The sequence below is a fragment of the Bacillus sp. NP157 genome, from assembly GCA_018889975.1.
GTDB lineage: Bacteria > Pseudomonadota > Gammaproteobacteria > Xanthomonadales > Rhodanobacteraceae > Luteibacter.
In genome coordinates this window covers 1,041,469-1,062,969 of the sequence record CP076546.1, presented here as the reverse complement: position 1 = coordinate 1,062,969, position 21,501 = coordinate 1,041,469, and the positions used below count along the sequence as shown (strand labels likewise).

General features: G+C 65.9%; 21 protein-coding genes. 6 read left to right on the top strand and 15 right to left on the bottom strand.

What is annotated here, in order from left to right:
* Positions 1–5: 5 nt before the first annotated feature.
* The 3 genes from KPL74_04760 (at position 6) to KPL74_04750 (ending at position 3,185) form a co-directional block, all read left to right on the top strand.
* Positions 6–644, top strand: a complete 639-nt coding sequence (locus KPL74_04760; GenBank protein QWT21313.1) for an alpha-ketoglutarate-dependent dioxygenase AlkB — start codon at positions 6–8, stop codon at positions 642–644.
* A 360-nt stretch (positions 645–1,004) separates the two neighbouring features.
* Positions 1,005–1,847 carry a hypothetical protein gene (locus KPL74_04755; GenBank protein ID QWT21312.1) on the top strand — a complete coding sequence of 281 codons (843 nt, stop codon included), beginning with the start codon at positions 1,005–1,007 and terminating at the stop codon, positions 1,845–1,847.
* A gap of 54 nt (positions 1,848–1,901) precedes the next feature.
* On the top strand, positions 1,902–3,185 hold the full coding sequence (locus tag KPL74_04750; protein QWT21311.1) for a retroviral-like aspartic protease family protein: 1,284 nt from the start codon (positions 1,902–1,904) through the stop codon (positions 3,183–3,185).
* Positions 3,186–3,193: 8 nt separating this feature from the next.
* On the opposite strand, the gene KPL74_04745 is transcribed toward KPL74_04750, so the two are convergent.
* Positions 3,194–3,433 (bottom strand): hypothetical protein, encoded by a 240-nt coding sequence (locus KPL74_04745; GenBank protein ID QWT21310.1) that lies wholly within the window; start codon positions 3,431–3,433, stop codon positions 3,194–3,196.
* A gap of 23 nt (positions 3,434–3,456) precedes the next feature.
* On the bottom strand, positions 3,457–4,026 hold the full coding sequence (locus KPL74_04740) for a TetR/AcrR family transcriptional regulator (GenBank protein QWT21309.1): 570 nt from the start codon (positions 4,024–4,026) through the stop codon (positions 3,457–3,459).
* 128 nt (positions 4,027–4,154) lie between these two features.
* On the opposite strand from KPL74_04740, the gene KPL74_04735 reads away from it, so the two are divergent.
* Positions 4,155–4,790, top strand: coding sequence for an NAD(P)-binding domain-containing protein (locus KPL74_04735; protein ID QWT21308.1), 636 nt, complete (start codon positions 4,155–4,157; stop codon positions 4,788–4,790).
* A gap of 51 nt (positions 4,791–4,841) precedes the next feature.
* Positions 4,842–5,783, top strand: coding sequence for an SDR family oxidoreductase (locus KPL74_04730; GenBank protein QWT21307.1), 942 nt, complete (start codon positions 4,842–4,844; stop codon positions 5,781–5,783).
* Positions 5,784–5,798: 15 nt separating this feature from the next.
* Here the strand turns inward: KPL74_04730 and KPL74_04725 are convergent, their stop codons facing one another.
* From KPL74_04725 to KPL74_04680, 10 genes are all read right to left on the bottom strand, one after another.
* Positions 5,799–8,795: a hypothetical protein gene (locus tag KPL74_04725; protein ID QWT21306.1), complete on the bottom strand. Its 2,997-nt coding sequence runs from the start codon at positions 8,793–8,795 to the stop codon at positions 5,799–5,801.
* Positions 8,796–8,888: 93 nt separating this feature from the next.
* Entirely contained in the window at positions 8,889–9,668 is a 780-nt protein-coding gene (locus tag KPL74_04720; protein QWT21305.1) for an alpha/beta hydrolase, read from the bottom strand.
* A gap of 122 nt (positions 9,669–9,790) precedes the next feature.
* Positions 9,791–11,212 (bottom strand): alginate export family protein, encoded by a 1,422-nt coding sequence (locus KPL74_04715; protein QWT21304.1) that lies wholly within the window; start codon positions 11,210–11,212, stop codon positions 9,791–9,793.
* Positions 11,209–12,081, bottom strand: a complete 873-nt coding sequence (locus tag KPL74_04710) for a hypothetical protein (protein ID QWT21303.1) — start codon at positions 12,079–12,081, stop codon at positions 11,209–11,211. Before KPL74_04710 ends, KPL74_04715 begins: the two co-directional genes overlap by 4 nt.
* Positions 12,082–12,098: 17 nt before the next feature.
* Positions 12,099–13,718: an MFS transporter gene (locus KPL74_04705; protein QWT21302.1), complete on the bottom strand. Its 1,620-nt coding sequence runs from the start codon at positions 13,716–13,718 to the stop codon at positions 12,099–12,101.
* Positions 13,708–14,130, bottom strand: coding sequence for a DoxX family protein (locus tag KPL74_04700; protein QWT21301.1), 423 nt, complete (start codon positions 14,128–14,130; stop codon positions 13,708–13,710). Before KPL74_04700 ends, KPL74_04705 begins: the two co-directional genes overlap by 11 nt.
* On the bottom strand, positions 14,115–16,001 hold the full coding sequence (locus KPL74_04695) for an amidohydrolase (protein QWT21300.1): 1,887 nt from the start codon (positions 15,999–16,001) through the stop codon (positions 14,115–14,117). Before KPL74_04695 ends, KPL74_04700 begins: the two co-directional genes overlap by 16 nt.
* Positions 16,002–16,021: 20 nt before the next feature.
* On the bottom strand, positions 16,022–16,264 hold the full coding sequence (locus KPL74_04690) for a XapX domain-containing protein (protein QWT21299.1): 243 nt from the start codon (positions 16,262–16,264) through the stop codon (positions 16,022–16,024).
* A gap of 4 nt (positions 16,265–16,268) precedes the next feature.
* Positions 16,269–16,910, bottom strand: coding sequence for a hydrolase (locus KPL74_04685; protein ID QWT21298.1), 642 nt, complete (start codon positions 16,908–16,910; stop codon positions 16,269–16,271).
* A gap of 124 nt (positions 16,911–17,034) precedes the next feature.
* Entirely contained in the window at positions 17,035–17,490 is a 456-nt protein-coding gene (locus KPL74_04680) for an AraC family transcriptional regulator (protein ID QWT21297.1), read from the bottom strand.
* 258 nt (positions 17,491–17,748) lie between these two features.
* Between KPL74_04680 and KPL74_04675 the strand changes: the two genes are divergently transcribed.
* Entirely contained in the window at positions 17,749–18,372 is a 624-nt protein-coding gene (locus KPL74_04675) for a response regulator transcription factor (protein QWT21296.1), read from the top strand.
* Between the two features lies 1 nt (position 18,373).
* On the opposite strand, the gene KPL74_04670 is transcribed toward KPL74_04675, so the two are convergent.
* The 3 genes from KPL74_04670 to KPL74_04660 all read right to left on the bottom strand — a co-directional run bounded on the left by KPL74_04670 (position 18,374) and on the right by KPL74_04660 (position 21,486).
* Entirely contained in the window at positions 18,374–19,324 is a 951-nt protein-coding gene (locus KPL74_04670) for an MBL fold metallo-hydrolase (protein QWT21295.1), read from the bottom strand.
* Positions 19,321–20,184 (bottom strand): alpha/beta hydrolase, encoded by an 864-nt coding sequence (locus KPL74_04665; GenBank protein ID QWT21294.1) that lies wholly within the window; start codon positions 20,182–20,184, stop codon positions 19,321–19,323. Before KPL74_04665 ends, KPL74_04670 begins: the two co-directional genes overlap by 4 nt.
* Before the next feature lie 111 nt (positions 20,185–20,295).
* Positions 20,296–21,486, bottom strand: a complete 1,191-nt coding sequence (locus tag KPL74_04660; GenBank protein QWT21293.1) for an MFS transporter — start codon at positions 21,484–21,486, stop codon at positions 20,296–20,298.
* Positions 21,487–21,501 lie beyond the last annotated feature (15 nt).

Sequence of the window (21,501 nt, the reverse complement as noted above, 5' to 3'; positions counted from 1 at the left end):
TCACCATGAATGATCTGTTCGGCGCAGGCCAGGGGGAACGCATCGAACTCGCCGACGCCGATGTTCGCCTGTTCTCGGCCGCGCTGACGGCGGAGGAAGCGGACTTCGCGTTCCGCAAGCTTCTCGAGCAGACACCGTGGGAATCCAGGGAGATCGTTATCTTCGGCAGCCGGCGCATGCAGCCGCGGCAAATGGCGTGGTATGGCGATACCGGAGCGTCCTATCGTTACTCCGGCACACGCTTCGATCCCCTGCCCTGGACCGGCCTGCTGGACACGCTGCGTCGGCGCGTGGAAACCCTCGGCAAAGCCTCGTTCAACAGCGTGCTGCTGAACCTCTATCGCGACGGCAACGACTCCATGGGCTGGCACAGCGATGACGAGCCCGAACTTGGCCCGGAGCCGCTGATTGCATCGTTGAGCCTCGGTGCAACACGCGACTTCCTGTTGCGCTCGCGTCGCGATACAAGTGCCGCGAAGGTCCGGCTACCGCTTGGCCACGGGAGCCTCCTGCTGATGGCCGGGCAAACCCAGCGTAACTGGCAGCATGCGATCAACAAGGTCGCCCGAGTGAGCGGGCCACGTATCAATCTTACGTTCCGGACGGTAAGCGGGCGCGCTGCTGGGACGCGGAACAGCGGTTAGAAGCGCTCGCCGATCTCAGCACGATCCGAATTCCCTCACCGACAGCTCGAATTCGTTCGCCTGACGGGGCGTGTGCCTGCGCCCTTTTTGATGTGCAAGGCACCGCTCCTTCGGCATAGGCGATTGCTCAAGAAGCGGAATATCGATTGCACTCGAGTCGGTAAATAAAGGCTCGAAGGATGTTCGTCAACGTGTCGTCCCCGAGCGACAGGCTGCTGCCAGATGAACGTTTCGTGATACATCCTCGCGAGCAGGTCTTTGTCGGCGTTGAGCCCGCTGCTAGAAGGTGATGGCGCGCTGCTGGCTCTCACGGTATGCGAGCAACGCGCGACAACCTACAGGCAATCAAGGAGCGAGACCATGAAGGGAACGAAGCAACCTCACCCGAAGACCAAGAGCCCTGACGACGATTCGTCGGGTGAGCACTTGCGAGCACTTAGTCGCGATTCGTCGAATGCAGACGACGCGATCGACCTTGCTGCAATCAAGGTCTCCGTGCTCCTCGGAGGCCCATGGAGCGCTCCGGGCGGAGGTGCAGGACGGGGTGGTGATGGCCAGCCCGCGTATGGCGGCGGCGTGGGAGGAAGCGTAACCGCTCTAGGTAACGCCGATCCGCGGGGCACGCATACCCGGCCTGTCGCCGGCCTGGGCACGATGAGCGCATCGCCGATCTTCAACAACCAGGGCCAGGTGACCGGTGCAAAGTTCGGGTTGTCAGCCTTCGGGAATGATGGAGCCCTTTCGTTTCAGGACGGCGGCGTCACCTTCATGGATTCCTACGAGATGGGGAACAACGCGACGCTTTCTGCGAGCCTGTCGTATCTGAATGGTCGATACACCCAATCGTTGACCGGTGCCGGCGACGGCACGTTCGCTGGCGTCGGCATCAACGCTTCATTCGACAGTAACAACCATGGTGTCGTCAGCCTCAATTATCAGGCCGCTCCTGGCGTAGACCTCAACATCACCGTCGATACCACCGGCATCGCCAAGGGAGCGGTCACGGCGACGATCGCCGAGCACGACGGCTGGAAAGTCCAGGCTCGTAGCGACATCAGCTCGGGAAGCTGGGGACCGACCGATCAAGTTTCAATCTTCGTTACTCGCAATGGTCCCCAGCCGCAGTATTTCACCCTTGCCGTCGGCAACAGTCCTGACCGAGGGGTCTACTTCGAAGCAGGCATCAACATTCCTTTCTATTGATCGAAGCAGTGGCGCGCAGCCCTGCTGCGCGCCACCCTCTTCCACGAGGTCCGTATGCGAAGCGAACTGATCGTAGCTACAGCGATGGCAATCTCCGGGACGGATACCGCCGCTGCTACTTACGTAAAAGCAGGCGATGACTCGCCGCTTGTCAGGATGGTCAAGGAGGGAAACACGGAGGGGCTGGATGCCTATGCGCTAAGGGGAACTGATCATCTTGCACGCTTGTTCGTGGAAGCCGGCGCGGAACGCTCGCGGTTTGATTTGGGAGCCAGTGCCGACAGGGCGACCGCCTGCTACGCGCGTGCGAAAGCGCTCGAGCTGCCTGCCGTGGGATTTCTGATGGCCTGTGCCGAGCTTCGCGTCGGAAACGCACTACTTGCGGGCCATTTCAAAGACTGGACACTGCAAGCCGATCAAGCGCGGCGGGATATCTATCCTCTACTACGGCAGCAGGCGGGCAAGGCCCTGCGGATGGCATCGCTGGAGTCGCCGCCAGCGAACGCATTTACGCGTTGGCCTACGCCGACTTGGAGGCGTGACGCTGCCTCGAGTGCCGTACCAGCGTTCCCAGCGCCTCTCGAAGGCATGAAAACGCTGGTCTTCGTCGATGCCGTGGCGAACGGGTCCGCCGTGGCGATGATGGTCAACACGGGCTCCCAGATCACCATCCTTTCCCGTGCCGATGCAAAACGTGCGAAAGCAGAAGAATCAGGCATGACCGTGATGGAGGTTGCTTCAAGCCAGGACGCAAAGGGCATCGCGGTGAACGCCGCGCGCCTGGATACGCTGAAGCTGGGCGGCATGACATTGTCCAACGCAAATCTAGGCATCTGGGACATGCCCTTCTCGGTACTAGGGCTCGATCTGCTGCGGCAGCTTCCTGCACCAATTCGCGTCACCAGCGATGGCATCACCTTCGACGCAGGCCGGATGCCCAATGATTGTTCAGGCCATCTATTCCTGCAAGGAGAGCTTGGAGCGCGTCCCGTTCACCTCTTCTCCTCCGGGTCATTGGACGGTATCCGCACGGCTTTTAAAATCGACACCGGCAATGATGGCGGGATCATTCGACGCAGTCGCCCCGGCGACTTGCCGGGGAAACCCGTCAACGTCACGACCTTATCCGGCCACGCCACGATTCATACGGCAAACGTTCGGCAGTCCGCCGGTATCGGTACGATTGCGACTTCGCAAGCGGTCCGCGTCATCTCGGACGAGTCAGCACAGGAACGACTCGTCGGGGCAGCCGCGATTCGAGCAGGCGGGGCTCTCTGGCTGAACTTCGCACAGCAACGCGGCTGCTTGCTCACTGTGAATACCCACGCGCAGGATTGACGGACCTATCAGTCGACACGCTCTTCGTCCACGTACGACCATTCGTCAAAGACGGCAACGCAGAATCCGTCGTGCAAGGCGATGCGCGCGACGGCGAATATCTCGCCGTCCGTGATCTCAACAGCCATGCCTTCGACAAGCTGGACGTTGTCGCGTGCCAGGCTATCCGCGACGCCTTTCGTGCTCAGACGGATGGCGCCGTCGGCGTCGCAATTGTTGAAGTCGACGTGCAATTTGAGCCGGTCCATCGCGCCTCCGTAGGATCACGCTTTCACACAGATACGCCTGACGCCGCACGCCCCGCCAGGATCCCACTGGTAATCAAGTGGAACAGATGCGCTTCCTTCGAAGCGAATCCAGGCTGCCCGACGAGCCAGGCAAGCGCGGACATCAACGCAAACAGATCGACGCCGTCCATGTCGGGCCGTGCCGTTCCCTCGGCTTGTGCACGCTCTAGTAGCCGCGCACCAGCGGAACGCAGGGCGATGCTCAGCGCATAGAGCGCCGACGTCGGATCGGCGTGGGCGCTCGCGAGCAATTCGCAGACGCCGCCGTAGCTGTGGGTGAAGGCCACGCCTTCGCGGAACCAGGTCACCAGCGCCTCGTCGGGCTTCTTCGAGGACTCGAGCTCGGTCGCCCGCTCCAGCAGCGCTTCGACAGTCGTCCTCAGCAAGGCTTCGAACAGGGCTTCGCGGGTTGGGAAGTGGCGGAACAGGGTCGCCAGGCCGACGTCGGCCCGGCGCGCGATGTCGCGCATCGACGCGTCCGCGCCGTGCTCTGAGACCACGTCGGCGGCAACGGCCAGCAAGTGGCTGTAATTCTTTTTTGCATCCGCGCGCATGGGTCGCCTTGACAAATGGATCAGTGATCCACATAGAATGGGAGCAGATACGGATCAGTGATCCATATGACATGGCGGACGGTACCACTTCGGCACCACGGCCGCCACCACACCCCAGGAGACAGCTCATGAGCACCATCAGCATCATCGGCGCGGGCGGCATGGCCGCGGCGATCGGCAGCCAGGCCACCAAGGCCGGACACACCGTCGAAATCAGCACCCGTGACGGCGCCAAGGCCCAGGCCCTGGCCGAAAAACTCGGCGCCAAGGCGACGACCGCGGCCTTCGGCACGGTACCGTCCGGCGACCTCGTCATCCTCGCCGTGCCCTACGGTGGCGTCCTCGACGTGGTGAAGCAGTACGGTCACGCCCTCGCCGGCAAGGTCCTCGTCGACATCACCAACCCGGTCAATGCGGAGTTCACGGACTTCGTCACGCCGGGCGACAGCTTCGGCGCACAGGAGATCGCCCGGGCCGCGCCAGGCGACGCCATCGTCGTCAAGGCGTTCAACACCCAGTTCTCGCACATCCTCACCGCGGGCCAGATCGACGGCCACCCGCTCGACATCTTCTTCGCCAGCGACGATGCACAGGCAAAGACGCGCGTCGCCGCGTTCATCGAAAGCCTCGGCCTGCGCCCGCTGGATGTCGGCGCGCTCTCCATGGCGCGAACGCTGGAGCACCTGTCGTTGCTCTCGCTCGGCATCGTCCGCCACGCCACCAGGCACACCCAGTTCGCCATCGGCGTCAGCCTCAAGGCGTAAGCCGAACCACGCCCGCACTCGCGCCCACTCCCCACGCTCAAGGATCCCCCCATGCACGTTCTAGTCACTGGCGGCACCGGCCATATCGGTTCGTACGTCATCCCCGAATTGATCGCGGCCGGCCACGAGGTCACCGGCCTCGCCCGCTCCGACGCATCCGCCACGGCACTGACCGCGCTCGGTGCCAAGGTCCATCGCGGCGATATCTCCGACCTGGATGAACTGAAGAAGGCCGCCGCAGCAGCCGACGGCGTGATCCATCTTGCCCACCGCCAGGACCTGCTTCCCGTCGGCGGCATGGATGCCGTGGCCGCCGCGGAACTGGAGATCATGCAGGCGTATGGCGAAGCGCTCGCAGGCAGCGGCAAGCCACTGGTGGCCGCGGGCAGCCTGGGCTCACCGTCGTGGGATCCGCTCGGCCGCCCCGCCACCGAAGACGATCCGGCCGTGCCTGCCGGCGTGCAGTACAAGGGCACCCTGCGTGTCCGCAATGCCGTCGAGCTCGCCGTGATCGCGCTCGCCGAGCGCGGCGTGCGTTCGTCGATCGTGCGCATACCCCCGATCGCACACAGCGCGACAGATGCAGCCGGTTTCCTACCGATCCTCATTGGCCTCGCAAAGGAAAAGGGCGCGATCGGCTATCCTGGCGACGGCGCGAACGTGTGGCCGGCCGTACATAGCCACGACCTCGCCGTCCTGTTCCGCCTCGCCCTCGAGAAAGGCCCAGCAGGCAGGTACTGGCACGGCATCGAAGACGGAGGCATCCGCTTCCGCGACATCGCCGAAGCCATCGGTGAGCGGCTCGGCTTGCCCGCCGTCAGCATCCCCGTCGACGTGTTGATGCTGCCGGGCTACTTCGGCTTCCTCGCCAACCTGGTCACGCTGGACCTTCCCGCGACCAACCTCGCCACGCGCGAGACGCTTGGCTGGCAGCCCGCGCAGCCCGGCCTGCTCGCCAACCTGCACAACGGGCGTTATTTCCCCGCCAGCTAACGCCGGCGTCAGGAGCTATGCGATGGGCACGACCAGCCGCACGGTCGTGCCCATCGACTCCGTGTCGAGCAACACGCTGCCACCGATCTCGCCTGCCCGTTCGCGCATGGTCACCAAACCCCAATGCCCCGGCCGACGTCCTTCCGCCGTCACCGCCTCGGGGATGCCCCGGCCATCGTCCTTCACTTCCGCGATCAGTTCGGTCGCACCGTAGCGGAGGGTCAGCTGGATATGGCTGGCTTCGGCATGCGCGAAAGCGTTCTGCAGCGCCTCGCGCATGATGTCGAGGATCGCAAGATGCACGGTGTCTTCGAGCACCTTCTCCTCGCCCACGAGGGATACATCGAAGCTGGCAACGCTTGCCGAGGCATGGTCCTCGCCGATCATGCGCAGCGCTTCGGACAAAGGCATGCGGAACGAGGCCACGCTGCGCAGGGCGATCACCCGTGCCCTCGCCTCCAGGATCAACGACGACAGTTGCCCGGCCACGGTGTTGAAGGCAGCACGAAGGTCTTCGGGCGCGCGCCGGTCGCGCTCCCACGCCGTGACCCGCAACATAACACCCGCCATGCCCTGCAGCATGGAATCGTGCAGCTCACGTGCGATGCGGTCGCGCTCGCGAAGCCTGGCGTTGGTCTGTTCTTCATCGCGGCGGCGGACGACGGCCATGCGCAAGTAATGCGCCATGACGACCAGGGCGACGATCACGAGGCCGATCAGCACGGCAAACCACGTCGTCTCGTAAAAAGCGGGCCTTGACATCACCAACGCTGAAAACACGCTGGGCGACCAGTCGCCACTCGGACCCCGTGCCTGGATCTCGAGGCGCAATCGGCCCGGCGGCAGGTCCGCGTAGCTGACTTTCGCTTCGTCCTGCGCGTATCGCCAGCCAGGATCGACACCGAGCAGGCGGTAACGCAGGTCGACGAAGCCCACGTGGGAAAGCGAGACGCCGACGATGTCGGCATCGAGCGCACGTTGTCCAGGCTGCAGCTCGCCACCACCCGACAACAGCGATGCCCCCTTGCCGTCGCGCAGGGCCAGCAGCGACGGCGTCGCCGGGCTATCGACGACGTGCTGGTTGGGATCGAAGGTGACGAGGCCGGACACACCGGCGACCCACAGCACGCCGTCCGGCCCCTGGTTCAACGTCGGCAAGGGGCGCACCTGCTGTGCACCGCCGGCCAGGCCGTCGGCGCTGGTAACGATACGAAACGGCAGGTCGCGCGTCGGATCCTCGTGGAGGCTCGCGAGGTCCTTCGCATCGATCCGGACCAGCCCCTTCGCCGTGTTGAGCCAGGCGTCGCCGCTGGCCGTCCGCACGATGCCGCTCACCCCACGCAGGAGCCCATGGCGGCGCAACTCGATGGGCCGGAACACACCATGTTCGACCACGCCTGCACCGACCTCACCGCCAACCAGCATCGGCATCCCCGGACTGATCGCGGTGATCGCGCCGATCGACGGGATCGGGAGCAGCTTCGGCGATGACGTCGCACCCGGCGCGAGTTCCGCCAGGGTGCCATCGAGGAAACCGAGCCAGGTCACGCCATCGGCTCCGATCGCGCCACTCGTCGCATACACCGGCGGAAAGCCCTCGGCTGCACCCACGTGCCGCCAGTCCTGCCCTTCGACGAGGAACATGCCCTTGCTCCGCAGGCTAAGCCAGAAGCGCCCTTCACCCGCGGGCAGCACCAGCTGGGCCGGATCGGTGTTCACGCCCGGCCCGATGTTGGGGCGAGCCGACACCACGTCGAGCTGGCTGCCTGCGAGACGGTAGATCGCCGCATCACCGGCCAGGATCGCGCTGCCGTCCGGCGACCGGTACAGCGCCGAGATCGGCGAGGCACCCTTGATCAGGTCCACATGGCCGGCGGAAAGCACGCCGACCTTGTTGTAGCCGCCGCGCGTATAGGTCGTCACCAGGGTCGTGCCGTCGGCCGCGGGCGAAACGCCGAACCAGCCGAGGGCCGCTTCAAAGGCGGCGATCGGTTGCGCGGCCGCCGGATGAAGACGGATGAGCCCCTGGCGTGCACCTACCCAGAGATCACCCGTGGCGTCGAGCATCAGGGTCACCGAACTGAGGTTGCCCGCCGGAATGACCGACTCACGGGTGGGGCGACGTCCGGCGGCCATGTCGGCGAGTGCAGAGGCATCGCTGGCCGAGCACAGGCCATTGCAGCCTTGCTGCACCGTCCAGAAGGTTCCATGGCCGTCGAAGGCCGAAATGCCGTTCGTATTCACGGCGGCGGGATGCGTCGGCATCGCGATACGGGGAACCGCCATGAACTTCCAGTAGGTCACCCACAGATGGCCAGCGGGATCGCCCAGCATCTGTCCGCCATCGTTGGGTTCGAGCAATTTGGTGACTTCGACGAACGCCTGCGATCCCTTCGGCAATTTATAGAGGGATTCGCCGGCGATCATCAGCATGTCGCCATTCGCATCGTTGGCCGGCGTGTCCATCTCGCCCTTGGGCAAGGTCCACGCGGGTGCCTCGCATAAACGCCAGCGATCGCCGTCCAGGACGTAGAGATGGTCGTCAGCCAGCGCGAACGTGCGTCCGTCGCCGTGGACGAAGACGCCGCCGATACCGTTGGACGGCAAACCGGGCGGCATCGTCACCGTCCGGCCGTCCGCGCCCAGGTGGACTTCGACGGCATCGCCGTACAACACCCACAGCCCGCCCTTAGGGTCGGGAACGGTATCGCGGACCTGCCGCGACACGCGCATCGATGCAGGGGCGATGTTGTATTCGCTGAAATGATGCCCGTCGAAGCGGAAGAGACCGTTGTTGGTGCCCAGCCAGATCAGCCCATCGGTGGTCTGGGCCATGTTCGCGATGTCCTGGGGTGCGCCTTCCGACGCACCCCAGACGGTGGCGACGTAGCCAGGCGCCTTGATCTCGTCCGCCGCGGCACCGGCGCATGCCAGCAGCGTGGACAGGCCGAATGCCATCCAGGCCCACAGGGGCCGGATGCTGCCGCGCAGACCGTGGACGGCATCTCTCATATCCCCACTCCCAGGATTGCCAGCCGTGCGAGCCATGGCGCTCAACGCATACGGAGCAATGCTGACATATAACAGGGATTCCCTGGCGATGCGTCAGTGGGCCGGCTGGGCGGCGACCGACTCGGCAGCGTCCTCGATCACCTTCGCGACTTCCTTCGGATGCGACAGGAGCGAGGCATGGCTGGAAGCGAGCACCGTGGTCTTCGCATTCATCTGCTTCGCCGCATCGCGCTCCAGCTGCGGGCTGATGACACGGTCGTTGGCCGACACGATGTACCAGGTCGGATGGTTCTTCCATGCCGCCTGGGTGACCTTGTCGCCAAACGTGCTCGCCGCCAGCGCGCCCTGGGTCACGGCCATGACCTTCGCTTCGGCGCGCGGGAGGTCCGGCGCGAAGTTCTCGATCACGCCCTGCTCGGTCTGGTAGAGGAAGCCGTGGCCGTCGTCGCGAACGGTCCCGAGCGCCGGGGTCTTCGGATAGGCGTTGACCAGTTCACCGGCTGCCTGGCCGTCGTTATTGGCGAACGCCGCGACATAGACCAGCGCCGCGACCTTCGGGTCGTTGCCCGCTTCGGTGATGACGGTGCCAGCCCAGCTATGGCCGACCAGGACCACCGGTGCCGTCGCCGAGGCGAGCACCTGCTTCGTGGCGGCCACGTCGGCGGCGAGCGAGGTCAGCGGGTTCTGCACCGCAAGCACGGTGTAGCCCTTTGCCTGCAGCAGCGGAATCACTTTGTTCCAGCTCGAACCGTCGGCCCACGCGCCATGCACGAGGACGATGGTCGGCTTCGCGGCCGCGGCGTTCGCAACGGTGACGCTGCCGAGCACGAGGGCGGACGCCGCGAGCGCGCGGGCGAGGAAATGCTTCTTCATGGGAATGCTCCTGAGGATGGAGAGCCGAGCGAATGCCGACTTCACGCGCAGGATAGGAAGGCCCGTCGACGGGCGATTGAACGATCGGCAGGCATCGGCAGCACGCACCTGCACGCCACGCGTCACCAGCCGAACACCACCTGCACGCTGCCGTAGTTGCCATCGTCACCACCCGCGGCACGGATGGTGCGGCCGGCGCGGAAATGGTCACCCTCGACGGCGAAAGTGATTCCGGGCCGCCACTTCCAGTCAAGGCGCAACTGGCCGTACATGCCGGTCCACTTCGATCCCGTGCCCTGGGTGCCCGCCAGACCGTTGTTCGGTTGCACGTAGATCGCATCGGCCGTGGTCCTGCGCCACTGCAGGCCGACCGCGGCAAGCAGCGTGACCGTGGATGCCGGCTTGAGCGTGAGGCTCGGCTTGACGTGCACAAGGTTGGAATAGCCGGTGTAACCCGCGAGCGAGAAGTAGTAGCCATTGGGGAAGAGTGGATTGAAGGTACCGAGGCGACCGTCGCCGGCATGTTTGTCACCGGAAGCCGTGTCGACCTGCACGCCCAGTCGCGGCGTCCATGCGGTATCGGCCAGGGTCCAGCCGGCACGGGTGCCGACGGCCCACGCACGGATCGCGCTCTCGCCGACGCTGCCGCGCTGCTGCATGGTTTCCAGGTCCCAGTCGAGCGCGCCTTGCTTGCCCGCGAACCTCACGTCGTCCACGCGACGGCGTTCGTTGCCGTGCGCATCGAGGAAGGTCGCCCGGTCGGTGTCGTACCACGCGTGGTAGTAGGACAGTTCGTTCGTGCCGAACACGTGGCGCTCGATACGAATCATGTGGAAGCGGTCGTTCGAACCGGATTTGTCGTCGAAGGCGTGGTCGTCGCGGTATTGCACGGGGTGGCTCAGGAAGGCGATGACACGCCACGGACCCCGTTCGAAGTTTGCCCAGATCGCGTCGAACGACTGGCGCACGTTCGGGCCATCGCGCAGGGAGACGAAGCGCTGCAAGTCGAGGGCAAAATCCTGGCGGCCGACGCGGACCTTCACCATGCCGCCGAAGGCCTCGTCCTGCCAGGCGAGGAATGCCAGGCGGACATCGGCCCGGTTGCGGTCGGTCGGACCCCAGGTCTTCTTGGCGAACGGGCGCGCGTCTTCCAGCTGCACGAAGGCAAGCCACGGCTCGCCCCAGCGCAGGCCGGCATGTAGCTGCAGCCGTTGCAGCAGGTAGCTGTCGCCGTCACGGCCGATGCCGAAGGCGGGCGCATCGTTGGACTCGATGCGTTCGCGCAGCAGCCCGCCCAGGGTGAGGTAGTGGTCGCCGCCGGGGCCCAGCGGCAGGTACTTCAGGTCATCGCCCGGTTCGCGCGGGACGTTAGGGTTGGCGAGGACCGACCAGTCTTCCTGCCAGCGGTTCGGCAGGATGGCCGGCCGGTCCGGCGTCTTGACCATGCCCTCGTTCGTCGTGCCCTTCTCGTCCTCAGCATCCTGCGCCGACGCAGCGGTCACCATCAGCAAGGACAGGGCCCACGACAGGGCGACGCGCTTCATTTGCCGCTGTGGACTTCGGCGACGTAGCCGCCGGGGAACTGCAGCATGGCCGCGCGACGACCGCCTTCGGCATGCGCATCCACCACGACCTTCGCGCCGCTGTCGCGTGCACGGGCCAGGGTGGCGTCGAGGTCGCCGACCTCGTAGCCCGTCGTCTCCGCCCCGTAGGGCCAGTCGAGCTGGCCGTTGGTGACGAGCACCGTCGCCTTGCCAAAGGTCGATTCGATCCGGATCCGGCGGTAGCTGCCAGTCTTCCGGCCGATGTCGGTACCGGGTGCGTTGCGATCGTCCGATACCACGCTGCCATGGGAGAAGCGGACGAAGGCCTTGACGAACGCATCCGCCGACGCCGCCGGCAGGTAGATGCGGTTCTCGGGGATGTGTTCGAAGGAGGCGTAATCGGGCTTCTTCGTGTGCCAGTACAGCTGCATGTTCACCCCACCCGGCCAGGTCACCACCGCATCGCGTCCGATCGGGTCGTTGAACGGCTCGACGAGGGTCGCGGCGCCCGCGGCATTCGCGGCCTTCACCGCGGCGTCGAGGTCGGTGACCAGGTAGCCAGTGCGCTCCAGGCCGAACGGATACGGTACCGGCGTATGGAAGCCAAACACCGACACGGTGCCGACCGGCGTCTGCACCAGCTGCGACGAGGTGCTCGACGGCGTGGGCGTGACGGTGACCACGACCTGCTTCGTCGACTGGCCGCCGAAGGTGGCGGTGAAGCTACGCACGAAGCCGTCGACCGCGTCGGGCGCGACGTACACATGGGTGGTGTCGTACTGCGCGCCGACGGCGAAGCCGGGCGTGGCAGCAGCCGCCGCCGTGGAAGCGAGCAAGGCAAGCGAGGCGATCAGGATATGCGAACGCATGGGAATAAGTCCGTTGTTCAACGAGAAGGAAGGCCTTGCGCGAGCGCACGCGCGTCCACGCCGATGAGGTGGGTCACCGATGGGGGCTGGGCGCCGCGATGGAAGGTTAGCGCCTCGCCCTGGATATCGGCGCCCGCATGGCTGAAACGCTCATGCTGGCGGAGGTGTTCGGCCCAGGATTCGACCATGAACCACTCGACGACACGCTCGGGGTTGCCCGAATCCTGGGTGACGCCCCACGCATAGGCGCCGTCGCGCAGGCGCTCCATGGAGAAGCGTTCGAGCACGGACAGGAACGCCGGAAGCCTTTCGCGGGCGACGTCATATTCGACGAGGATGAGGACGGGGCCGCGGTCGTTCGCGACCGGTTCGACGGTGAGCGGTTCGGCCCACTGGTGCGACGAGGTAAGGTCAAGGTCGACCGACGGCAGGCGCATCGCGCGCATGACGAAGGCCGCGATCACCAGGCCCACGGCGCTGACCAGCAGCGCATGGGCGACGCCCACCGCTTCGGCAAGCGCACCCCAGCCGATGCTGCCTGCGGCCATCGCCCCGTTGAACACAGTGAGGTAAACCGCGAGCGCCCTGCCCCGCACCCAGTTCGGCAGGATGCCCTGCGCGACGCCGTTGAACGTGGTCAACGACATGATCCATGCACCACCGAGCACCAGCAGGGCGAGGAACGCCACCAGCTTCACCGGCACGAGGGCGAGGATCGCCATCACCAAGGCCGACATCAGCGCCGCACCTAACAGCAGCGCATCGGCACTGCAGCGTGCACGCATCCTCGGCAACAGTAACGCACCACCGATGGCGCCGGCACCGACCGCGCCCATCAGCACGCCATAAAACCCGGCCCCACCGTGCAAGGTGCCACGGGCGACCAGCGGCAGCAGCGCCCACACGGCCGACGCGAAGGCGAAGAACACCGCCGCGCGGATAAGCACGACGTGCAGGTCCTTGCTCGCCTTGGTGAAGCGCAAGCCGGCGCGAAACGCGCCGAGGAAGTTCTCCGGCAACGCCGTCTCGCTCGTGGCCTTGCGTCGCCACCAGACCAGTGCACCGATCACCAGGAAGTAGCTACAGACGCCGGTGCCATACGTCGCCGCGGCGCCGAGGCCGGCGAGGATCAGGCCACCTGCGGCCGGGCCGATCGCACGGGCGATGTTCACGCCGAGCGAGTTCAGCGACACCGCATCCTTCAACTCGCTGCGATCGACCAGCTCCGGCACGATCGACTGCCACGTGGGACCGACGAGCGCGGCACCGATGCCGCCGACGAAGGTCAGGGCGATGAGCGCGGCGATGCTGAGGCCGCCGGTCGCTGCCAGCATCATCAGCGTGGCACTGACGCACGCAAGCAGGATCTGCACCGCGATCAGGAAGCGACGGCGATCGAGGATGTCCGACAGCACGCCGGCCGGGATCGCCAGCAGGAAGATCGGCAGGGAGCCGGCCGCCTGGATGAGCGAGACCGCGGCGGGGCCGCCGCCCAGTTCGGTCACCATCCACGAGCTGGCGATGTCGCGCATGAAGGTGCCGGTGTTGCCCAGCACCGTCGCCACCCAGAGGATGGCGAACGTCGCATGCTTGAGCGGCCGCAGGCTATCGGCCAGTCCACCCTGTTCAGCGGCCATGGAGGCGTCCCCGCAGGTCGAGCCAGCCGACATAGACGAACGCACCGGCGAGGCCGAGGTGTTCGAAGAAGCCGTTCATCATCATGTCGCGCCCGGGTCCGGCGAGCTGGTTCCACCAGGCGTTGGCGAGGAAGTTCGCCGCGAAGGTAAACAAGGCAAGGGCGAAGGCACCCAGCCAGCGCAGGTGCCCGGTGAGGATCGCCAGCGAGCACACCAGCTCGAACACGATGACGCCGCACGCGAACAGCCGCGGTGGCGACAGCCCGAAATGCTGCATTTCGCCGATCGCCGCATCGAAATCCAGCAGCTTGCACACCGCGCCTTGCAGGTACGCCGAGCACAACGCGAGCAACGCGATCCACAGCACGAGGTCGATCCGGAGGGAGGCCGGCCGGTTCATACGGCCCAGCACGCGCAACCCAGCGCGCCCCAGAAGCTCTTGAAGTCATCGACCGGCAGGTTCGCCGCATGCGAACGGCCGTGGTCATGGCCGTGTACCGAACACCCGCTCGCGCATCCGCAAGCGGCCTGCCGCCGTCGTTCGGCACCATCCATGCGCAGTTGCTGTTCCGCCCAGGAGGCGTAGCCGCCATACGCATTGACGGGCGACCAGTCCGGCATCGCCGCGGGCACGTCGCTTTCATCCAGCGGACAGAACGGTCCCGTGGCGTAGACCACCTTGCCACCGACCATGGTCAGCAGCGAGGTCGTGCCGGCGATCTCGTCCTCGGCACAGGCGAAGAAGTCACGGTCAGGGATGATCAGGTCGGCCAGCTGGCCTTCCGCGATGCGGCCCTTCTTGCCTTCCTCGTTGGAGAACCAGGTAACGTTCTCGGTCCACATGCGTAGGGCTTCTTCGCGGTCCAGGCAGTTGCGCTGCGGGTACAGGCGCAAGCCGCCGACCGTGCGCCCGGTGGTCAGCCATGCAAGCGAGACCCATGGGTTGTACGAGGCCACGCGGGTCGCGTCGGTACCGGCGGAGACCTTCACGCCGGCGTCGAGCATCTTGCGTACGGGTGGCGTGGCCTGGGCCGCGCCGATACCGTAACGCTCGACGAAGTATTCGCCCTGGTAGGCCATGCGGTGCTGCACGGCCACGCCACCACCCAGCGCGGCGATGCGATCGATCGAGGCGTCGGAAATGGTCTCGGCGTGGTCGAAGAACCAGTGGATGCCATCCAGCGGGATGTCCTGTGCGACCTTCTCGAAGACATCCAGCGCACGACTGATCGTCTCGTCGTAAGTCGCGTGGAGCCGCCACGGCCAGCGATTCTGCGCGAGGATGCGGACCACCTCTTCCAGCTCGCCTTCCATTTCCGGGGCCATGTCCGGGCGCGGCTGGCGGAAATCCTCGAAGTCCGCCGCGGAGAAGACCAGCATCTCGCCCGCGCCGTTGTGCCTGAAGTAATCGTCGCCCTGCTGGTAGGTCACCGACTTCGTCCAGGCGAGGAAGTCGTCCTTCTCCTGCTTCGGCTTCTGGGTGAAGAGGTTGTAGGCGATGCGGATGGTCAGCTGGTCGGCATCGTTCAGCTGCTGGACGACGGCATAGTCATCGGGCCAGTTCTGCGCGCCACCGCCGGCGTCGATCGCGCCGGTGATGCCGAGGCGGTTGAGTTCGCGCATGAAGTGCCGGGTGGAATTGACCTGGTAGTCGAACGGCAGCTTCGGACCCCTGGCCAGCGTCGCGTAGAGGATCGATGCGTTGGGCTTGGCCAGCAGCAGGCCGGTGGGATTGCCGCTGGCGTCGCGCAGGATCTCGCCGCCGGGCGGTGCCGGCGTGTCTTTCGTATACCCACAGACGCGCAGCGCCGCCGCATTGAGCAGGGCGCGATCGTAGAGATGCAGGATGAACACCGGGGTGTCCGGCGCGACGGCGTTCAACTCGGCGAGGGTCGGCAACCGCTTTTCGACGAACTGGTGTTCGGTGAAACCGCCCACCACGCGCACCCACTGCGGCGGTGGCGTGATCTCCACCTGCTGTCGCAGCATGCGCATGGCATCGGCGAGGCTGGGCACGCCGTCCCAGCGCAGCTCCATGTTGAAATTGAGCCCACCACGGATCAGGTGCAGGTGGTTGTCGATCAGCCCGGGCAGCACGCGGCGCCCACCGACATCGACCACGCGCGTCCCCGGGCCGGCCAGAGCCAATACCTCGTGGTCATCGCCCACCTTGAGGAACCGCCCGTCGTGTATGGCCACGGCGCTGACCGTGGGCCGGCGGCGGTCAAGGGCGGTGAAGAGGCCTCGATGCAGGATGAGGTCCGGGACGGGGGCGTGTGACATGGGGGAGCTCCGGAAAAGGATCAGGCGTGGTCGTCGTTCGAACGAGGCGCGTCGCTCTTCGGGATCGCGAAGCTCTTGCTGTGCCAGAGGTTGGCCCAGGCATCCGGATGACCCTTCGCCCACGAAATGGCGGCTTCGCCTGCCAGCATGCCGAGCAGGCCGATCAGCGCGATCATCGGCGGCGCGGGTGAGCGCACGCCGGAGAAGCCATAGGCGATGCCGACGGCGAGGCCGAAGCAGAGTGAGATCAGATACGGCGACATGGCCTTAACCCGCTTCAGACGCATGTTCACCGAGTGCCCACTTGGAGAAGCGCACCTGGATGCCGTACGGCGTCAGGTCACGCAGGATGTCCATGACGCCTTCATACGTGCCCGAACGTGCCCAGTCCTGCTGGAGCTCGAACATGAACTGCAGCGTGGTCATCGGCACCGCACCGGCCTGGACCATGCGCTGCACGGCACGCTCGTGCGCCTCGACGCTGGTATCGCCGCACGCGTCGGTCACGACGATTACTTCGTAACGTTCGCGCAGCATGTCCAACGTGGGAAAGTTCACGCAGGCACCCGTCCACAGGCCGGCCAGCACGAAGCGCTTGCGGCCCGTCGCGGCGACGGCCTTGCGGAAGTCGTCGTTCAACCACGAGTTGATCGAGGTGCGGTCGATGATGTCGAGATCGGGGAACACGCCATCGGTCACTTCAGGCATGAACGGGCCGGAGAAGCTGTCCTTCGCGACCGTGGTCAGGATGGTCGGGACCTTGAACAGCTTCGCCGCGCGGGCCAGGATCTGCACGTTGTCCATGATGCTTTTGCGATCGTGGCTCTGCACGCCCTGGAACATCGCGGGCTGGAAATCGATGAGCGCGAGCGCACAGGTGTCGGGCTTGATCAGTTCGTTGAACGACATGGTTGATGTCCTCGTGGATGGATCGCAGGCATGTCCTGCGATGGCATTCACGATAGGCAGCGACGCTGCGCACGAATAGAATCTTTGGAATCCATCGTGTCGGACGTTTGGTAAAAATCGAGCTTCAACGCGCGACAGCGCTCTGTGTCTTCCGATAGGAATGCGGGGTCACGCCCATCGCGGCCTTGAACGAGCGCGTGAAGTGCGCCTGGTCATTGAAGCCCGATGCCATGGCGATGTCAGCCAACGTTCCCGATGTGCCAGTAAGTTGTTCGCATGCGTATTCGATGCGCCTGGCATGGCGCCAGCGATGTGGACTCTGGCCAAAGGTCGCCTTGAACGCGCGACTGAAGTAACCCCGTGACAAACGACATGCGGCTGCCAGTTCCGTGATCGCGAGGCCAAGGTCGAGGCGCGCGAGCGCGACTTCCTTCACCGTCCGCACCTGCCACGCGGACAGGCCGCTCTGGTAACGCTTCACATCGTGGTTGAGCCCATCGCGATGGATCCGCAATGCCTGGGTGATGTAATGGGCACATGCGGCGCGGTCCGCCATCTCGACATCCGCGATCTGGCGCAAGGCCTGCTCCAGCAGTTGCTGGACGACTCGCACCGTGGGAGTGCCCGTGGAAGCACGGGCCGGGGACAACGACATATCGGTTTGCATGGGGTCCACCATCTTCACAGCGAGAAGACGAATCGGATGCTATCCGCGGCACCACGCAGCGTGACCCCCTGTATGGGGGGTCACTTTCCTAAGCCGACCCCGGATGCGTTTTGACAAGGCACGCGCCACCGAAGCGCGGTAACCTCGTCGGGAGTCCGCCCCGGTATCCCCATGACGCCACAACCCATCCGCATCATCGTCGTCGACGACCATCCCCTGTTTCGCGCAGGCGTCGTCGCCATGCTGGCGGCCGAACCGGACGTGCTCATCGTCGGCCAGGCCGGCACCGGTAGCGAAGGCATCGAGGCGTTCCGCACGATGCGCCCCGACGTGGCGGTGGTCGACCTCAAGCTACCCGACATGGACGGCGACGAGGTAGTGGGCGCCATGCGCAGGATCGACCCGATGGCGCGTGTGATCGTCCTGACGACCTATGGCGGCGACGCGGCCGCGCGGCGGACCCTCGACGCCGGCGCGCAGGGTTACCTGCTGAAGACGTCGCTACCGAAGGACCTTGTCGGCGTCGTCCGCGCGGTCCACGCAGGCCAGCACCGCGTCTCGGCGGAAGTCGCCAGGCGTCTCTCCGACCACCGCGGCGACGAGCCGCTGACCGACCGCGAGCTGTCCGTGCTGCGCGGTGTGGCCGCGGGGCTGGAGAACAAGCAGATCGCGCTGCACCTCGGCATCGCCGCCGATACGGTCAAGGAGCATCTTTCCAACGCGATGGGCAAGCTGCGGGCGACCAACCGGGCGCATGCGCTATCGATCGCGCTCGCCCGGGGCTACCTCGCCTGATTCAGGGCGTACGCGTGTAGTTCACCGGGATCCACTGGTAGCCGTCGCCCGCGCGCTTGATGTGTCCGAGGCCAGGGAACGACACGTGCGCCGCCGCGACCCAGTAGCCCCTGGCCGTGGCCTCTTCCAGCGCACGCTTGCGCGAGACCGCGGCCGCCGCCTCGTCGTAGTCGTAGCGAATGGATGCGCCTGGGTCCGCCAGTTGCACCGACGCCACGTGGACGGTGTCGCCCCATGCAAGCAGGTGCTCATCGCCACTGGTGACCAGGTACCAGGTGTGTCCCGGCGTGTGCCCCGGTGCAGGAATGGCGTGGAAGCCTGGCAGCACCTCGGTCTCGCCCTTGAAGGTCACCACGTGCCCCGCTTTCTGATACGGCGCGAGCGAATCCATCGCTCCCGGGAACATGGGCAGCAGTACCTTCTGTACCTTGCCCTCGTTGGCCGGGTTGAGCCAGAAGTCGGCGTCGGCCTGGTTGACGTGCACGATGGCGTTCGGGAAAAGCATCGTGCCGTTGCGGATCAGCCCACCGACATGATCCCGGTGCAGGTGGGTAAGGAGGATGTCGGTGACGTCTTCGGGGCGATACCCCGCCGCGAGCAAGGCCGTGGGCAGGAAGCCACCGTCGCCCGCGTACAGCGGACCCGCGCCCGTGTCGATCAACACCAGGCGATCGGGTGTACGGACCAGGAACGCGTTGATCGATCCCTGCACGGGCGAGGCCAGGTAATCCGCCTTGAGGCGTGCATCGACTTCCTTGCGCTCGACATGCGTGAGCAGTTCATCGGCCGGGAAAGGATGGGTGCCATCGAGCAAGGCGGTCACTTCGTCGCCGCCCATGCGTAGCCGGTAGAAGCCGGGCCCCTGCGGGCCGACCCGGACATCGGCGGCCGCCACGGCGCCCACCACGCCCACGACCGCCAACAACGACACCGAAAGCCACGGCCGCTTCATGCCGCACCCCCGTTCCAACCCTGCAGGAAATCGAGCAGCAGGCCGTTGACGATCTCGGGCTGTTCTTCCTGCGGCAGGTGCCCGCACTGTGCGATCGGCTCGGCGCGGAGATGCGTTGCCATGCCCCGCCACACGGCGGCCATGTCGAAGGAGCCACCGACGGCTTCGAAGTCGGCGCCCCAGATCGACATCGTCGGACAGGCAATCAATTGGTCGGCGTCCTGCTCGTCCTGCAGCACATCCTCGGGCGCGGCCCGGTAGTCGCTCATCGCGCCGCGCACGGCGCCCGGCTCGCGATATGCCGCCACGTAGGCGTCGAAGTCCGCGCCCGCGATGGTGTGCGGGTCATAGCACCAGTCGCTGAAGAAGTGCCGTAGCCACACGTCCTCCCGCCCGGCGATGAGCGCCTCGGGCAGGTCGAGCACCTGGTGGAAGCTGAAGAACCAGTACGCCTTCGCGAGCCGGGCGTTCATCGACTGGGCGACGATGCGCGTCGGCACGTTGTCCATCACCACCAGGCGGTCGACGCGATACGGGTGGTCCTTGGCGAAGCGGGTCGCGACGCGCGCGCCGCGGTCATGCCCGACCAGCGCGATGCGATCGATGCCAAGGTGGTCGAGCAAGGCGACAAGGTCCCTGGCCATGTTGCGCTTGTCGTAACCCGTGGCGGGCTTGTCGGTCTTGCCGTATCCCCGCAGGTCCGGCGCGATCACGCGATAACGCTTCGCCAGCGCCGGTATCTGGTGTCGCCATGCATAGCTCGTCTCGGGGAACCCGTGCAGGAGGACGACAGCCGCGCCCTCGCCCGCGTCGATGTAGTGCTGGCGGATGCCATTCGCGCTAACGGTATGGTGTTTCATCGTGGGTCGACTGCAGCCGGGGAGGCCTGCAGCGTATCGACCACGCGTAGCGCGAAATAGCACGATTGGGCCGCCCGTTGACGCGGCGTGAGCTAGCGCATCGCAACGAGATCAACGCGACCCGGCGGCCTGTACGAGACGCCGCGCGTCGCTGAGCAACAGCGCGCCGATCGGCATGACGCCACCCAACACGCAGACGGCTTTCCAGCCACCGTGCGCCCACGCCGTGGCGGCGAGCAGCGAGCCGATCGCACCGCCGACGAACATCGTGGTCATGAACAGCGTGTTGAGCCGGCTCTTGTACTCGGGGTGCAGGCCATAGATCAGGTGCTGGTTGGATACCAGCGAGATCTGCACGCCGAAGTCCAGCACGATCACGCCGACGATGAGCCCAACCAGGCTCGACCAGAATCCAAACACCAGCCACGCCACGATCGTTGCCGCGGCACCGAGGGCAATGACCGGCGCTGGCCCGCGACGATCAGCCACGCGGCCCGCCACCGGCGCCATCGCCACGCCGACGGCGCCGACGATACCGAACAGGCCGGCCGAGGCAGCGCCAAGGTTGAGCGGCGGCTCGGCCAGCCGCAGTGCCAGCGTCGTCCAGAATGCCGAGAAGGAGGCGAACAACAGCGCCTGGGTCGCCGCTGCCTTACGCAACACCGGTTCATTGCGCCACAGGTGCACGAGCGAGCTGAGCAGATCGCCGTAGCGCAGCTTCCTGGCAGGATGATGCGACGGCAGGCTGCGCGCCATCAGCACCGCACCGAGCACGGCCAGCGGCACGGCGAGCCAGAACATCGCCCGCCAGCCGGCGACGCTGGAGACGATGCCGGCGAGCGTGCGACTGAGCAGGATGCCCGTCAGCAGTCCGCTCATCACGGTGCCGATCGCCGCGCCGCGTTTCTCGGGTGCGGACAGGATCGCCGCGAACGGGACGATCTGCTGGGCCACCGTCGCCGCCGCGCCGACCAGCACGGAGGCCAGGGCCAGCACGGCCACGCCCGGTGCCAGGGCCATCACGACCAGGGCCACCGCGAGCACGCCGAATTGCACGACGATGAGCCGCCGCCGCTCGAGCATGTCGCCCAGCGGCAGCAGGAACAGCAGGCCCACCGCATAACCCAGCTGGGTCAGCGTGGGGATCCATCCGCTGACGCGCGCATCGTGCAGGTCGCCGGACATCACCCCCAGCATCGGCTGGTTGTAGTAGATGGAGGCCACCGCGAGGCCTGCGGCGAGCGCCATCGCGAACAGGGTGCCCCGGCCAGGTTCACTGGTGGGCGGCGTTGTAGCAGACATGATCGGATTCCACGA

What these genes read in the sequence shown, in the direction of transcription:
- KPL74_04760 (QWT21313.1), top strand. Translation starts at nt 6, where the DNA reads ATGAATGATCTGTTCGGCGCAGGCCAGGGGGAACGCATCGAACTCGCC.
- KPL74_04755 (QWT21312.1), top strand. Translation starts at nt 1,005, where the DNA reads ATGAAGGGAACGAAGCAACCTCACCCGAAGACCAAGAGCCCTGACGAC.
- KPL74_04750 (QWT21311.1), top strand. Translation starts at nt 1,902, where the DNA reads ATGCGAAGCGAACTGATCGTAGCTACAGCGATGGCAATCTCCGGGACG.
- KPL74_04745 (QWT21310.1), bottom strand. Translation starts at nt 3,433, where the DNA reads ATGGACCGGCTCAAATTGCACGTCGACTTCAACAATTGCGACGCCGAC.
- KPL74_04740 (QWT21309.1), bottom strand. Translation starts at nt 4,026, where the DNA reads ATGCGCGCGGATGCAAAAAAGAATTACAGCCACTTGCTGGCCGTTGCC.
- KPL74_04735 (QWT21308.1), top strand. Translation starts at nt 4,155, where the DNA reads ATGAGCACCATCAGCATCATCGGCGCGGGCGGCATGGCCGCGGCGATC.
- KPL74_04730 (QWT21307.1), top strand. Translation starts at nt 4,842, where the DNA reads ATGCACGTTCTAGTCACTGGCGGCACCGGCCATATCGGTTCGTACGTC.
- KPL74_04725 (QWT21306.1), bottom strand. Translation starts at nt 8,795, where the DNA reads ATGAGAGATGCCGTCCACGGTCTGCGCGGCAGCATCCGGCCCCTGTGG.
- KPL74_04720 (QWT21305.1), bottom strand. Translation starts at nt 9,668, where the DNA reads ATGAAGAAGCATTTCCTCGCCCGCGCGCTCGCGGCGTCCGCCCTCGTG.
- KPL74_04715 (QWT21304.1), bottom strand. Translation starts at nt 11,212, where the DNA reads ATGAAGCGCGTCGCCCTGTCGTGGGCCCTGTCCTTGCTGATGGTGACC.
- KPL74_04710 (QWT21303.1), bottom strand. Translation starts at nt 12,081, where the DNA reads ATGCGTTCGCATATCCTGATCGCCTCGCTTGCCTTGCTCGCTTCCACG.
- KPL74_04705 (QWT21302.1), bottom strand. Translation starts at nt 13,718, where the DNA reads ATGGCCGCTGAACAGGGTGGACTGGCCGATAGCCTGCGGCCGCTCAAG.
- KPL74_04695 (QWT21300.1), bottom strand. Translation starts at nt 16,001, where the DNA reads ATGTCACACGCCCCCGTCCCGGACCTCATCCTGCATCGAGGCCTCTTC.
- KPL74_04690 (QWT21299.1), bottom strand. Translation starts at nt 16,264, where the DNA reads ATGTCGCCGTATCTGATCTCACTCTGCTTCGGCCTCGCCGTCGGCATC.
- KPL74_04685 (QWT21298.1), bottom strand. Translation starts at nt 16,910, where the DNA reads ATGTCGTTCAACGAACTGATCAAGCCCGACACCTGTGCGCTCGCGCTC.
- KPL74_04675 (QWT21296.1), top strand. Translation starts at nt 17,749, where the DNA reads ATGACGCCACAACCCATCCGCATCATCGTCGTCGACGACCATCCCCTG.
- KPL74_04670 (QWT21295.1), bottom strand. Translation starts at nt 19,324, where the DNA reads ATGAAGCGGCCGTGGCTTTCGGTGTCGTTGTTGGCGGTCGTGGGCGTG.
- KPL74_04665 (QWT21294.1), bottom strand. Translation starts at nt 20,184, where the DNA reads ATGAAACACCATACCGTTAGCGCGAATGGCATCCGCCAGCACTACATC.
- KPL74_04660 (QWT21293.1), bottom strand. Translation starts at nt 21,486, where the DNA reads ATGTCTGCTACAACGCCGCCCACCAGTGAACCTGGCCGGGGCACCCTG.